General features: G+C 65.4%; 14 protein-coding genes. 7 read left to right on the forward strand and 7 right to left on the reverse strand.

Annotated elements, in window-relative coordinates; translation table 11 throughout:
* The first annotated feature begins 316 nt into the window (after positions 1–316).
* Positions 317–1144: an orotidine-5'-phosphate decarboxylase gene (gene pyrF / locus WS68_RS01095; protein ID WP_059569177.1), complete on the forward strand. Its 828-nt coding sequence runs from the start codon at positions 317–319 to the stop codon at positions 1142–1144.
* A gap of 255 nt (positions 1145–1399) precedes the next feature.
* Here pyrF and WS68_RS01100 read toward each other — a convergent pair whose 3' ends face one another.
* From WS68_RS01100 to thiL, 3 genes are read right to left on the reverse strand one after another with little or no spacing between them, the layout of a single operon-like run.
* Positions 1400–1900: a CinA family protein gene (locus WS68_RS01100; protein WP_059569042.1), complete on the reverse strand. Its 501-nt coding sequence runs from the start codon at positions 1898–1900 to the stop codon at positions 1400–1402.
* A 46-nt stretch (positions 1901–1946) separates the two neighbouring features.
* Complete coding sequence (locus WS68_RS01105; protein WP_059569043.1) at positions 1947–2528, reverse strand: phosphatidylglycerophosphatase A family protein; 582 nt, start codon at positions 2526–2528, stop codon at positions 1947–1949.
* Positions 2518–3489 (reverse strand): thiamine-phosphate kinase, encoded by a 972-nt coding sequence (thiL, locus tag WS68_RS01110; protein ID WP_442857139.1) that lies wholly within the window; start codon positions 3487–3489, stop codon positions 2518–2520. The genes WS68_RS01105 and thiL overlap by 11 nt, the downstream gene beginning before the upstream one ends.
* Positions 3490–3704: 215 nt before the next feature.
* Between thiL and WS68_RS01115 the strand changes: the two genes are divergently transcribed.
* The 4 genes from WS68_RS01115 (at position 3705) to WS68_RS01130 (ending at position 7782) form a co-directional block, all read left to right on the forward strand.
* On the forward strand, positions 3705–6008 hold the full coding sequence (locus WS68_RS01115; protein WP_059569045.1) for an NADP-dependent malic enzyme: 2304 nt from the start codon (positions 3705–3707) through the stop codon (positions 6006–6008).
* Positions 6009–6364: 356 nt separating this feature from the next.
* Positions 6365–6796: a ribonuclease gene (locus WS68_RS01120; RefSeq protein ID WP_059569046.1), complete on the forward strand. Its 432-nt coding sequence runs from the start codon at positions 6365–6367 to the stop codon at positions 6794–6796.
* A 16-nt stretch (positions 6797–6812) separates the two neighbouring features.
* Complete coding sequence (locus WS68_RS01125; protein ID WP_059569178.1) at positions 6813–7376, forward strand: barstar family protein; 564 nt, start codon at positions 6813–6815, stop codon at positions 7374–7376.
* 217 nt (positions 7377–7593) lie between these two features.
* Positions 7594–7782 (forward strand): hypothetical protein, encoded by a 189-nt coding sequence (locus tag WS68_RS01130; RefSeq protein WP_059569047.1) that lies wholly within the window; start codon positions 7594–7596, stop codon positions 7780–7782.
* 79 nt (positions 7783–7861) lie between these two features.
* Here WS68_RS01130 and WS68_RS01135 read toward each other — a convergent pair whose 3' ends face one another.
* The 3 genes from WS68_RS01135 to speE are packed head-to-tail and all read right to left on the reverse strand — an operon-like array spanning position 7862 to position 9962.
* Complete coding sequence (locus tag WS68_RS01135; RefSeq protein ID WP_059569048.1) at positions 7862–8632, reverse strand: 16S rRNA (uracil(1498)-N(3))-methyltransferase; 771 nt, start codon at positions 8630–8632, stop codon at positions 7862–7864.
* Positions 8629–9045, reverse strand: coding sequence for a VOC family protein (locus tag WS68_RS01140; protein WP_059569049.1), 417 nt, complete (start codon positions 9043–9045; stop codon positions 8629–8631). The genes WS68_RS01135 and WS68_RS01140 overlap by 4 nt, the downstream gene beginning before the upstream one ends.
* Before the next feature lie 59 nt (positions 9046–9104).
* Complete coding sequence (gene speE, locus WS68_RS01145; protein ID WP_059569050.1) at positions 9105–9962, reverse strand: polyamine aminopropyltransferase; 858 nt, start codon at positions 9960–9962, stop codon at positions 9105–9107.
* A gap of 270 nt (positions 9963–10232) precedes the next feature.
* Here speE and tkt point away from each other — a divergent pair, with 270 nt between their 5' ends.
* Positions 10233–12305, forward strand: a complete 2073-nt coding sequence (gene tkt / locus WS68_RS01150; protein WP_059569051.1) for a transketolase — start codon at positions 10233–10235, stop codon at positions 12303–12305.
* A gap of 82 nt (positions 12306–12387) precedes the next feature.
* Positions 12388–13398, forward strand: a complete 1011-nt coding sequence (gene gap / locus WS68_RS01155) for a type I glyceraldehyde-3-phosphate dehydrogenase (protein WP_059515897.1) — start codon at positions 12388–12390, stop codon at positions 13396–13398.
* A gap of 139 nt (positions 13399–13537) precedes the next feature.
* On the opposite strand, the gene WS68_RS01160 is transcribed toward gap, so the two are convergent.
* On the reverse strand, positions 13538–14230 hold the full coding sequence (locus tag WS68_RS01160) for a FadR/GntR family transcriptional regulator (protein ID WP_059569052.1): 693 nt from the start codon (positions 14228–14230) through the stop codon (positions 13538–13540).
* Positions 14231–14270 lie beyond the last annotated feature (40 nt).

Below are 14270 nucleotides of genomic sequence, written 5' to 3' on the forward strand. Positions count from 1 at the left end.
GGCGCAGGCTGGATCGGGCCGCATCGAACCGTGGCGAATTGCGGCGACCGCGAAGCGGGCTGGGCCGGATTTTGATGAACCGTGCGTCATGTCGCAAGTCGCAAGTCGCAAGTCGCAAGTCGCAAGTCGCAAGTCGCAAGTCGCAAGTCGCAAGTCGCAAGTCGCAAGTCGTGCGATCGCGGCACATCGCGCTGCACGCGTTGCATTGCCGCCATCGGCCGCACGCGCTCCGTTCCGCGCCACGGCCAGCAAACGGTATCCGGGAACGGCGCAGGTAAAATACGCGGATTTAATCGCCCAGTCGCGAGTGAGCGCCATGTCTTCCACGTCTACCTTCATCGATTCGCTGCGCGCCGCCTGGCAGCGCACGAATTCGCTGCTGTGCGTCGGCCTCGATCCGGAGCCGACGAAGTTTCCCGCGCAGTTCGCGAACCAGTCCGATGCAATCTTCGATTTTTGCCGCGAGATCGTCGATGCGACCGCGCCGTTCGCGAGCGCGTTCAAGCCGCAGATCGCATACTTTGCCGCGCACCGCGCGGAAGATCAGCTCGAGCGGCTGATCGCGCACATCCATCTTCAGCATCCGGGGCTGCCTGTGATCCTCGACGCGAAGCGCGGCGATATCGGCAGCACCGCCGAGCAGTACGCGCGCGAGGCATTCGAGCGCTATCGCGCGGACGCCGTGACGGTCAATCCATACATGGGCTTCGATTCGATCGAGCCGTACCTGGCCTACGACGACAAGGGCGTGATCGTGCTGTGCCGCACGTCGAATCCGGGCGGCTCGGATCTGCAGTTCCTCGACACGGGCGGGCGGCCGCTGTATCAGGTCGTCGCGTCGCTGGCGGCGGACAAATGGAATAAGCGGACGGGGCAGCTCGGGCTCGTCGTCGGCGCGACGTTTCCGAAGGAGATCGAGATCGTGCGCGGGCTCGTCGGCGACATGCCGCTGCTGATTCCCGGCATCGGCGCGCAGGGCGGCGACGTGGCGGCGACCGTCTCGGCGGGCCGCACCGCCGACGGCGCCGGGATGATGATCAATTCGTCGCGCGCGATCCTGTACGCGAGCCGCGAAGACGATTTCGCCGACGCGGCCGCGCATGCCGCGCGCGCGACGCGCGACGCGATCAACGCCCAGCGCTGAGCGCTCAGCGTGCTCGACAGCAGCCTTGCAGTTGGCGGTGCGCGTGCCTCCAAGGCCCGGCGACGAAAAACGGCCCGCCGACGGATGAAGGCTGCGTGCGGTCGGAACGAATCGGCCGCGCGCTGCGCGCAAGCGCGGTTTGCCTGGCGGTGAATCCGCGCGGTGGCCCGTGGCTCATGAGCCGCTACCGGTTCGTGATCGCGCGTGGGGCATTCCAGCAAAGCAATACATTCGAAGCCACGAACCACGGCGCGCTCAGCGCTCCTGCTCGTCGATCAGCTTGATCAGGCCGCGCAGCGCGTGCGCGGCCGCTTGCGTGCGGATCTGTTCGCGATCGCCGGCGAACACGCACGTCTGAACCGACGTGTGCAGCCGGTTGCTCCAGCCGAACGATACCGTGCCGACGGGTTTCAGCTCGGAGCCGCCGCCGGGTCCCGCGATGCCGGTGACGGACAGCGCCACCTGCGCGCGGCTGTTGCGCAGCGCCCCTTCGACCATCGCGCGCGCGACGGGCTCGCTCACCGCGCCGTGCTTGTCGATCAAATCGGCGGGCACGCCGATCATCTCGACCTTCGCGAGATTCGAATACGTGACGAAGCCGCGCTCGAACCAGCCGCTGCTGCCGGCGATGTCGGTGATCGCGGCAGCGATCATCCCGCCCGTGCAGGATTCGGCGGTGGCGAGCGTCAGATGGGTATCGCGCAGCTTGTCGCCGGCGCTGATCGCGAGCTGATGGACGGCGGAATCGGTTGGCATGGCAAGAGATCCGGGCGAGCCGCGGTGAACTGAGCCGCGCGCGGCATTACGGGAAAAACGAGCGCCACAGCGCGATCACGAACAGCGTCATCACCGCGGCGATCAGGTCGTCGAGCATGATGCCGAAGCCGCCTTTCAGATTGCGGTCGAAGTAGCGGATCGGCGGCGGCTTGACCATATCGAAGAAGCGGAACACGACGAACGCCCAAAGCTGCTCGACGAACGTGGCGGGTGTGACGAACAGCATCACGAGCCAGATCGCGATGATTTCGTCCCAGACGGCGGGACCGGGATCGGCGATGCCCATTTTCCTCGCGGTGAAGCCCGTGAGCCAGATGCCGGCGAAGAAGCCAGCGACGATCAGCGCCCACCATTCGGGCACGGTCAGATAGCGGTTCAGCGCGACGAACGAGAGCCAGCCGAACAGCGTGCCGAATGTGCCTGGCATGAACGGCGCGAGGCCGCTGCCGAAGCCGAGCGACACGATATGAACCGGATGCGAGAACATGAAACGCACGGTAGCGCGGCGGCGCGCGATTTTCTGCGCGTCCTGCGGCGCGGGCGTGCTCGTCGGGCGGGCAGACTCGCCGGCATTGTCGGCCGGGCGGGGCGTCGGGTCAATTTGCATCGAAATGATCGAAACCGTGCAACGTGAGCGGAAGCGCCGCGCCCGACGCATCGCGCCATGTGATGGCGGGCGCGTGCGCCGGCGCGGGCAACGCGCGTATTGTACCGATCCGCGTGACGCGGACGCCCGCGCGCGCGCCGGCCGCCTCGATCGCGGTGCGCGCGCTGCGCGCGGCGGTAAAGCATAACTCGTAGTCGTCACCGCCTTCGAGCATGCAGCGACGCTGCACGTCGGCGGGCAGCGTCGCGAGCGCGGCCGAGCGCGGCACCGCATCCACGTCGATATCGGCGCGCACGTTCGAGCGGTGCAGGATGTGCGCGAGGTCGCCCGCGAGTCCGTCGGATACGTCCAGCGCCGCATGCGCGATGCCCGCGAGCGCGATGCCGAGCGCGACGCGCGGCTCAGGACGCTCGAGCGCCGCGCGGAATACGGCGGCCTCGCGCCCGCCGGCCTGCCATTCGCCGCGGATCACGCCGAGGCCGGCGCGCGCGTCGCCGAGCACGCCGGACACCCAGACGTCGTCGCCATCGCGCGCGGCGTCCCGGCGTAGCGCGTCGCTGGCCGCGACGTCGCCGAACACGGTCACGCACAGGTTGAGCGGCCCGCTCGTCGTGTCGCCGCCGACGAGTTCGCAGCCGTGGCGCTCGGCGAGCGCGAACAGTCCGTTGGAGAATGCGTCGAGCCAGCCGGCATCGGCGCGCGGCAGCGCGCAGGCGAGCGTGAATGCGCGCGGCGTCGCGCCCATCGCGGCCAGGTCGGACAAATTGACGGCGAGCGTTTTGTGCCCGAGCGCGTCCGGCTCGACATCGGCGAAGAAATGCCGGCCTTCGACCAGCATGTCCGTCGAAATTGCCAGCATCTTGCCGGGTTGCGGCGCGAGCAGCGCGCAATCGTCACCGATGCCGAGCGCCGCGCGCGTGCCTGGGCGTTGCGCGCGGCGCGCGAAGAAGCGATCGATCAGCGAGAATTCCGACAGAGAAAAGGTGGGCACGGGGGCGTTCGAGTGTTGCGATGACGCACATTGTAGGATGGTTCGAGCCGGCATCCGCAGCGATCGCAGCGGATTCGCCGCATTTCGGTCGCGACTGTCGAACCCTAATCGTCAAATTCGCGCGCGGGATTGGCGATACAATTGTGCCGAACAGATATTCTAATCCGCTTATCCCGCTAAGACTCATGTCCACCACGTCCTCCTCGCCCAAAGCCAAGCTTCGTGAAGCCGCCCTCGATTACCACGAATTCCCCACGCCCGGCAAAGTGGCGATCGCGCCGACCAAGCAGATGATCAACCAGCGCGATCTCGCGCTTGCTTACTCGCCGGGCGTCGCGTTCGCGTGCGAGGAGATCGTCGAGAATCCGCTGAACGCGGCGCGCTTCACCGCACGCAGCAATCTCGTCGGCGTCGTGACGAACGGCACCGCGGTACTTGGGCTCGGCAACATCGGGCCGCTCGCGTCGAAGCCGGTGATGGAGGGCAAGGCCGTCCTGTTTAAGAAGTTCGCGGGTATCGACGTATTCGACATCGAACTCAACGAATCCGACCCGCACAAGCTCGTCGACGTGATCGCCGCGCTCGAGCCGACCTTTGGCGGGATCAATCTCGAGGATATCAAGGCGCCGGATTGCTTCATCGTCGAGCGCGAATGCCGCAAGCGGATGAAGATTCCGGTGTTCCACGATGATCAGCACGGCACCGCGATCGTCGTCGCGGCGGCGGTCACGAACGGGCTGAAGGTCGTCGGCAAGCAGATCAAGGAGGTGAAGCTGGTCGCGTCGGGCGCGGGCGCCGCTGCGCTCGCGTGCCTGGACTTGCTCGTCGATCTGGGCTTGCCGCTGGAGAACATCACCGTCACCGATCTCGCCGGCGTCGTCTACAAGGGGCGCACGGAGCTGATGGACCCGGACAAGGAGCGTTTCGCGCGCGAAACCGACGCGCGCACGCTGTCGGACGTGATCGGCGGCGCGGACATCTTCCTTGGACTGTCGGCGGGCGGCGTGCTGAAGCCGGAGATGGTGAAGGGGATGGCCGAGCGGCCGCTGATTCTCGCGCTCGCGAACCCGACGCCCGAAATTCTGCCGGAAGTCGCGCTCGAAGTGCGTCCGGATGCGGTGCTTGCGACGGGGCGCACCGATTATCCGAATCAGGTCAACAACGTGCTGTGCTTCCCGTTCATCTTTCGCGGCGCGCTCGACGTCGGCGCGACGACGATCACGCGCGAGATGGAAATCGCCGCGGTCAACGCGATCGCCGCGCTCGCGCAGCACGAGCAGAGCGATATCGTCGCGACCGCGTATGGCATCCAGGATTTGTCGTTCGGGCCTGAATACCTGATCCCGAAGCCGTTCGATCCGCGCCTTATCGTGACGATCGCGCCCGCGGTCGCGCAGGCGGCGATGGACGGCGGCGTCGCGACGCGTCCGATCGAGGACATGGACGCATACAAGGTTCATTTGCAGCAGTTCGTCTATCACAGCGGCACGACGATGAAGCCGGTGTTTCAGCTCGCGCGCAGCGCGCCCGCAGAGAGAAAGCGGGTGGTGTTCGCGGAGGGCGAGGAAGAGCGCGTGCTGCGCGCGGTGCAGATCGTCGTCGACGAAAATCTCGCGAAGCCGGTTTTGATCGGCCGTCCGGCCGTGATCGAGCACCGGATTCAGCGCTACGGGCTGCGCCTCACACCGGGCGTCGATTTCACGGTCGTCAACACCGAGCACGACGAGCGTTATCGCGATTTCTGGCAGACCTATTACAAGATGATGGCGCGCAAGGGCATCAGCGAGCAGCTCGCGCGCGTCGAGATGCGCCGCCGCACGACGCTGATCGGCTCGATGCTGGTGAACAAGGGCGAGGCGGACGGAATGATCTGTGGAACGATCAGTACGACGCACCGCCATTTGCATTTCATCGATCAAGTGATCGGCAAGCGTGACGGCTGCAGTGTCTACGGTGCGATGAACGCGCTCGTGCTGCCCGGCCGGCAGATTTTCCTTGTCGATACGCACGTCAACGTCGATCCGAGCCCGGCGCAATTGGCCGAAATCACCATCATGGCGGCCGAAGAGGTGCGTCGCTTTGGCATCGAGCCGAAGGTGGCGTTGCTGTCGCACTCGAATTTCGGCACGAGCAATGCGCCTTCTGCGCAGAAAATGCGCGATACGCTGGCGATCTTGCAAGAACGTGCGCCCGATCTGCATGTCGATGGCGAGATGCACGGCGATGTTGCGCTCGATGCGGCGCTGCGCAAGGAAATCCTGCGCGAGTCGACGCTCGAAGGCGAAGCGAACCTGCTGGTGATGCCGAATATCGACGCGGCGAACATCGCGTACAACCTGCTGAAAACCGCCGCAGGGAACAATATTGCGATCGGGCCGATCTTGCTCGGCGCCGCGAAGCCGGTGCACGTGCTGACCGAGTCGGCTACCGTGCGGCGCATCGTCAACATGACGGCGTTGCTGGTGGCGGACGTAAATGCGTCACGTTGACGCATATTGGCGGCAGTTGAGCGCTTTTGTGCGTGAGTAAGTGCCGATAAAAAAACGGCGCGCCTGCTGCAGGCGCGCCGCCGGGCATGGCAGCAGAGAGGAGCCTTCCCAAATAGGCGACGCCTCCCTTGGGCCGCAAGGGACGGCGAGGAGGCAGAACCCGCCGCAGTGGACGTCGCTGCGCTCATATTACCCTATATGAGTGATTTTTATCTCGATCACGATAAAAAATTTATCGTGATCGCTGTTTTCGCCTTTCAATTTCCTAACTGGCATTGATTCCAGTTGGCATTAGCGCTACGCTTACGCCTTTCTTGGTCGTCAACTTATTGATTTAACAGCGGGAACCTTCGTTTATGGCACGCAAGTGGCTCCGCAACGGCGCGCTCGCGTCCGTCTTCGCGATCGCCGCGATAGGCAATGTCGGCGTCACGCCGGGCAGTCTGGTTTCCGCCGCATACGCACGGGAAGCCGCTCTCCTCAACGGGGCGGCAGCGCAGGTCGATATGATCCCCGCGTCCCAGTTGCCGCGTGAAGCAACGGCCACGCTGAGCCTGATCGCCGCGGGCGGCCCCTATCCGTATGAGAAAGACGGCGTGGTGTTCGGCAATTACGAACGGGCGCTGCCGAAGATGCGGCGTGGCTACTACCACGAATACACGGTGCCAACGCCGAGGGTGCGCAATCGTGGTGCGCGCCGCATTGTTTGCGGCGGCCCGTTGCGGCGTGTCGACAATTGTTATTACACCGACGACCACTACAACAGTTTCAAACGTATCGTTGATTGACTTCGGGATGAGCGGCATGAGCGACAACATCTACGCGCGCGATATGTCTGCTGCGGCGGATCTGTTCGCGGCTGGCGACGGTAACCTGTTTCAGCGTGTCATGCAACTGCGCATGGCGGCGCACGCGGGCCATGCGCCTGGCGGCGCGGCCAGCCCCGGGCTTTCATCCATCGAGGAGCCTATGAGCCTTTTTGCGACCGTGCGACCGAATCTCGTGCAGTCGATCCGCGCATTCCGTGTGCAGGATCTTGCTGACGAAGCGAATCAGCTCGGCCAGCATTTCCTGTATGCGTACTGTGGAAATGCCCAATCGAAGCAGGAAGTGCTGGAGACGATCGCAACCTCGTTCTTGTTTCCCAAGCATTTCGGCAAGAACTATGACGCACTGTATGACTGTTTGACGGATCTCGTGCACAAGGCCGGTTCACAGCCGGGGTTTGTGATCGCGCTCGAAGCGCTACCGATCGCGCATAAATTCGACAAGGAAGGGCGCGAAACGCTGCTCGACGTGTTTCGCGAAGCGGCGGAGTTCTGGGCGGAACGCCGGGTCGCGTTCCGCGTGTTCTACTCGTTCGCGTAATCCCGCACCGCACGATCCGCCGGAAAACCCGCCTTCGCGCGGGTTTTTTGCGTCTGCGGCGATACCGGAAGCGCGGGCGGCGCGCGCGTGCATTTTCCGCGTTTTCTGTCGGCGATGGCTTTTCATCGCGTGTCACCGGGAAAGATGAAGCTCGGCTCGCACGGCGCTTTGCTTTCGCCGGACGACCTTCGATTCGTCGGCGCAAGGCTGTCTTTCGATGCGCTTCATCCGTTTCGCGCGCCGCGCGATTGCGCGGCCCACGTTTTGGTGTGCCCGATCCGTCGCGCGCGTTGGCAGGCTCGTTGCGGCGGCATACGTCGCGCCGCGCCTGCCGGGGCAGACGGCCGACGTCTATCCGGACGTCTTCGTCAACGATGACGCAGCGAAAATCGCGCAATTCAACTAAATAGCGCCCCCCAGCGGTTGTGTCCGTCCCGGGGCGCCGTCCGAAGCCGCCTGCCGCGGCGGCGGCAGGCGGCTGTGCGTCACCAGCCGCCCCAGCGTGCCGCGAGCGCGGCCAGCACCGCCACGCCGGCCGTCTCGGTGCGCAGCACGCGCGGACCTAGCGACAGCGCGGCGAAGCCTCGCGCGCGCGCGGCCTGTTCCTCGTCGGGCGACAGCCCGCCTTCCGGGCCGATCAGCAACGTGATTGCGCCCGTGGGCGGCGTGCCGGGCAGCGATGCGAACGGCACGCTCGCGCGCGGCGACAGCAGCAAGCGCAGCTCGCCATCGGCCGGTGCGGCAGGCAGCGCATTGAGCCATACATCGAAGCCGCGCACCGGCGCGACGTCGGGCACGCGATTGCGGCCGCATTGTTCACACGACGCGCGCACGACGCCGCGCCAGTGAGACACGCGCTTGTCCGCGCGCTCGCCCGACAGCTTGACGACGCCGCGCGCGGTCCTCAGCGGCGCGACCGCCGCGACGCCTAGCTCGACCGCCTTTTCGATCATCCAATCCATTTTGTCGCCGCCGGCAATGCCCTGCGCGAGCGTGACGCGATACGGCGGTTCCGCCTCCGCGGGCTCGAACGCGCCGATCCGCGCGAGCGCGCCGCGCTTGTCGATCTCCACGAGCTGCGCGCGATATTGGCCGCCCGTGCCGTCGAACAGCGCGAGCGCGTCGCCCGGCTGCAGCCGCAGCACCTGGGCGTGACGCGCGACATCGGCCGGCAGCGGCAGTGTGGCATCGATGCGCAACGCCGCATCGACGAAGAAGCGCGGCACCGCCGCGGTCGTGGCGGCGCCGCCGCTCATGCGCCGATCCGCCGCGCGAGCGCCCAGCGGTAGCCGTCGAGATCCTCGATCTGCGCGAAGCGATCGCCCCAGAATTGATCCTGCGGCTCGCTCAGCGATTTCGCGCCGGCGTCGAGCGCTCGGCGATAGGTCTCGTCGACGTCGTCAACATACAGATAGAACGACTGCGGCGCGGTCGCCCCCGCGCTTCTCGGCGTGCGGGCCGTCGAGCCGAACGCGCCTTGAGGCGCGAACATCACGATCAACTGGCCGCGGTACGACATTTCGACATGCATGATCGCACCGTCTTCGTCGACCAATTCGCGCTGTTTGAAGCCGAATGCGGCGCTAAAGAACTGGATCGCCGCCCGCGCGTCGCGCACCGTCAGATAAGGGGTCAGCCATGGCACGTCAGCCGGCCGTGGGTCGGTCATACAAAGTCTCCTGCGGGAAAATGCGTGCGTTTGGCCGACGTTCGGCCCCGCACGCAGGTTCAGCGATGCATGCCGAGTGTATCGCGCAGCGAGCGCGGCAGTGTAAAAAGCGCCGGATGTAATTTCGCGTCGTAGAAGCGCAGGCCGTCGATGCGCCGCTGCGCAAGCCGTTCGTCGATATCGTGCGAAAACAACGACGCCGCGTCGAGCGTGTCGCTCGCGATCGCCATCAGCCACGGCGAGCCATACAGCGGCACGTGTGCGCAAAGCGGCGTCACCACCGCGAAGCTCGCGCGCAAGCCCGCGACTAGCGTGGCGATGCGCGGTTGGTGAAAAAGCGGCGAGCCCAGATGCAGCGATACGGCGCCGCGCGGCGTCAGGATGCGCTTCAGGCGCGCGTAGAACTCGGCGGTGTAGAGGCTGGCGGCGGGCGAATCGGGCGGCGTCAGATCGAACACGGCCAGATCGAAATGCTCGCACGCGTGATCGACGTAATGCGCGGCATCGCCGATCACGAGTTCGACGCGCGGATCGTCGAGCGCGCCTTGATGGACGTCGGCGAGATAGCGGCGCGCCATATCGACGACGGCGGGGTCGAGTTCGGCGATGACGATCCGCTCGATGCACCGATGCTTGAGCAACTGGCGCGCCGCGCCGCCGTCGCCGCCGCCGAGCACGAGTGCCTTTCGGGGCGACGGATGCGCGAGCGCGGCTGGATGCGTCATGCACTCGTGATAGACGAATTCGTCGCCCACCGAGGTCATCGGCCGTCCGTCGAGCGTGAAAAGCAGGCCCAACTGCGCCGTTTCCCAAACCTCGATTGTTTGATATCTGGACGCGACGCGCGCGACGCGGCGGGCGTTCGGAAAGCCATACGCGGTATCGGGGGTCGGATGAAAGAGAAGGGCGGTGCTCAAGGCGGCGGGCGGCGAAGCGGGGGATGATCGGAATTATAGAAGGCTGGCGCCCGGGCCGGAATCGCAGCCCGCGCCGGCGTGGCCGAAACCGCGCCGGGCGGCTCGTTGCGGCCGAGCTTGCGGCAGGTCATCTGTTAGAATGACAGGCTCCATAGCGGCGGAGCTGTTTGCAAGGCTGCCCGCTTTGCAGCCTTGTCCGTTTGCTCGTCCGCCCCGCGTCCTGTCGGCGCCGTACTGCGCGCCGGGAACGGTTGGCCAGCGAGCTGCCGGATGCCGCGCGCCACAGGTTTTCTCGACTCGTTTTCCGGACTCGACATGACGACTTCGTCTCCCGCCTCTCCCACTTTGATGGCCAACGCGATCCGTGCGCTTGCGATGGACGCCGTTCAGCAAGCGAATTCCGGCCATCCCGGCATGCCGATGGGCATGGCCGAGATCGGCGTCGCGCTGTGGGCCCGCCATCTGAAGCACAATCCGGTGAATCCGCACTGGGCCGACCGTGACCGCTTCGTGCTGTCGAACGGCCATGGCTCGATGCTGCTGTATTCGCTGCTGCATCTGACGGGCTACGATCTGCCGATCGACGAGCTGAAGCAATTCCGGCAACTGCATTCGAAGACGCCGGGCCATCCCGAATACGGGATCACGCCGGGCGTCGAGACGACAACGGGCCCGCTCGGCCAGGGCCTCGCGAACTCGGTCGGGATGGCGCTCGCCGAGGCGCTGCTCGCGGACGAATTCAACAAGCCCGACGCGAAGATCGTCGACCATCATACGTATGTGTTCATCGGCGACGGCTGCCTGATGGAAGGCATCTCGCACGAGGCGTGCTCGCTGGCGGGTACGCTGAAGCTGAACAAGCTGATCGCGCTGTACGACGACAACGGCATCTCGATCGACGGCGACGTCGTCAACTGGTTCCACGATGACACGCCGAAGCGCTTCGAAGCTTACGGCTGGAACGTGATCCGCAACGTGAACGGCCATGATGTCGACGCGGTGGACGCGGCGATCGCGCAGGCGAAGCAATCCGACAAGCCCACCCTCATCTGTTGCCGGACGACGATCGGCAAGGGCGCGGCGACGAAGGCGGGCGGCCACGACGTGCACGGCGCGCCGCTCGGCGCCGAGGAAATCGCGAAGACGCGCGAGGCGCTCGGCTGGACATGGCCGCCATTCGTGATTCCGCAGGAAGTCTATGCGGCATGGGATGCGAAGGAGGCTGGCAAGCGCCGCGAAAGCGACTGGAACGCGGCGTTCGCGCAATATCGCGCGAAATATCCGCAGGAAGCGGCCGAATTCGAGCGCCGCACGGCCGGCAAGCTGCCTGCCGACTGGGCGCAGAAGGCGGCGGCAATCGTCGCCGGCGCGAACGAGCGCGCCGAGACCGTCGCCACGCGCAAGGCGTCGCAGCAGGCAATCGAAGGCCTCGCGGCCGTGCTGCCGGAATTGCTCGGCGGCTCGGCCGACCTGACGGGCTCGAATTTAACCAACTGGAAGGCGTCGAAGCCGGTGCGCGCGAATCAGGATGGCCCGGGCATCCAGTGGGGCAACCACATCAATTACGGCGTGCGCGAGTTCGGCATGAGCGCTGCGCTCAACGGCCTTGCGCTGCACGGAGGCTACAAGCCGTTCGGCGGCACCTTCCTGACGTTCTCCGATTACAGCCGCAACGCGCTGCGCGTCGCGTCGCTGATGAAGGTGCCGTCGATCTTCGTATTCACGCACGATTCGATCGGCCTGGGCGAAGACGGCCCGACGCACCAATCTATCGAGCAGATCGCGAGTCTGCGGCTGATCCCGAACCACGACGTCTGGCGTCCGGCCGATACGGTCGAGACGGCTGTCGCGTGGACTCATGCGATCGCGGCGGATCGTCCGTCGAGCCTGATCTTCAGCCGCCAGAACCTCGCGTTCAATCCGCGCAGCGACGCGCAGATCGCGAACATCGACAAGGGCGGCTACGTGCTGCGCGACTGGAATGAAGAGATCGTCGCGCGCAAGATCATCCTGATCGCGACGGGCTCCGAGGTCGAGCTTGCGATGAAGGCGGTCGAGCCGCTCGCGCAGCAAGGGATCGCGGCGCGCGTGGTATCGATGCCGGCGACGACCGTGTTCGATCGGCAGGATGCCGAGTATCGCGAGCGCGTGCTGCCGCAAGGCGTGCGCCGCGTCGCGATCGAAGCGGGGGTGACGAGCTTCTGGCGCAAGTACGTCGGCCTCGAAGGCGGTGTCGTCGGGATCGACACGTTCGGTGAATCGGCGCCGGCCGGCGTGCTGTTCAAGCACTTCGGCTTCACCGTCGAGCACGTCGTCGAGACCGTGAAGGCCGTTCTCGCCTAATGCGACGTGCGATGCGCGCTGCGTCGCGCGTCGCGCCGTGAAGCTGCACGAAACGAATTTTTTCAGCCATCAGGAGATAGACATGACGATTCGCGTTGCCATCAACGGATACGGCCGCATCGGCCGCAACACGCTGCGCGCGTTCTATGAAAACGGCAAGAAGCATGACCTCGAGATCGTCGCGATCAACGATCTGGGCGATGCGAAGACCAACGCGCACCTCACGCAGTACGACACCGCGCACGGCCGCTTCCCGGGCGAAGTGTCGGTCGACGGCGATTACCTCGTCGTCAACGGCGACAAGATCCGCGTGCTTGCGAACCGCAATCCTGCCGAGCTGCCGTGGGGCGAGCTGGGCGTCGACGTCGTGCTGGAGTGCACGGGCTTCTTCACGACCAAGGAAAAGGCGAGCGCGCACCTGAAGGGGGGAGCGAAGAAGGTGATCATCTCGGCGCCGGGCGGCAAGGACGTCGACGCGACGATCGTCTACGGCGTGAACCACAACGTGCTGAAGGCCGAGCATACGGTGATCTCGAACGCATCGTGCACGACGAACTGCCTCGCGCCGCTCGTCAAGCCGCTGAACGACAAGATCGGCGTCGAAACCGGCCTGATGACGACGATCCACGCTTATACGAACGACCAGGTGTTGACCGACGTGTATCACGAGGATCTGCGCCGCGCGCGCTCGGCTACGCACAGCCAGATTCCGACGAAGACGGGCGCGGCGGCGGCCGTCGGTCTCGTGTTGCCGGAACTGAACGGCAAGCTCGACGGCTATGCGATCCGCGTGCCGACCATCAACGTGTCGATCGTCGATCTGTCGTTCATCGCAAAGCGCGATACCACGGTCGACGAAGTCAACGCGATCATGAAGGAAGCGTCGGAAGGCGCGCTGAAGGGCATCCTCGGCTACAACGCCGCGCCGCTCGTGTCGATCGACTTCAACCACAACCCGGCTTCGTCGACGTTCGACGCAACGCTGACCAAGGTGTCGGGCCGTCTCGTCAAGGTGTCGAGCTGGTACGACAACGAGTGGGGTTTCTCGAACCGGATGCTCGATACGGCTGTCGCGCTCGCGAACGCGAAGTAAGCGGCCGGGCTTGCCGTGCCGCCGGGGTTTGCAAGGCGGCGGCGCGCGCAAGCGGCAATGATCGGGACACGCGCCGGCGGATATCGCCGGCGCGTTTTTTTATACGCGCCGCCCGAGGCGCCGCGTGCATCGCATTCCGTTACCCTTTCGGCGTCGGGAAGAATACGCCGGCCCGCTGCGCGGCATTCGCGATATGCGCTTCGATTGCCGCGCCGGCCGCGGCGGAATCTTTCGCGATCAGCGCATCGAGAATCGCGCGGTGCTCGTGATAGGTCGACAGCACGAACTCACGCCGATAGAACGGCATTCGCTGGCTTTCTTTCATGATGTCCGCGCTGCCGCGCAGGATCGATTCGATCGCCGCGTTGCCGGCAAGACTGACGATGCGCATATGGAAGTCGAAATCGAGTTGCGACGCGTCGTCAAGCTCGTCATTCGCGAGCGCTTCGTGCAGCGCGGCAACATTCGTCTCGAACCATTCGAGATCCGCGTCGATGACCGCGAGCGCGGCCATGCGTGCCGCGAAGCCTTCGAGCGCGTAACGCATCTGGTACGTATCGGGCAGCGACGACTGCTCGGCAAAGCGCCATGCATGCGCGGCGTTTGCCTGCGCGCGCTCGACATACACGCCTTTGCCGGGGCGGATGCGCAGCAGACCGAGTGCTTCGAGTGTCGACAACGCTTCGCGCAGCGACGCGCGGCTGATCTCCAGTTCTTCGGATAACTGACGTTGCGCAGGCAGCAGGCTGCCGACGGGATAGAACCCGGCCTCGATCCGCTCGCGGATCGTGGCGATGGCGGCGTCGGTAACGGTGTGCGGAACGTTCTTCATCGATTTCGTCGGATGTGGCGGCGATTAAGCGGTCTGACCA

The organism is Burkholderia sp. TSV86 (assembly GCF_001522865.1).
Taxonomy (GTDB): Bacteria; Pseudomonadota; Gammaproteobacteria; order Burkholderiales; family Burkholderiaceae; genus Burkholderia.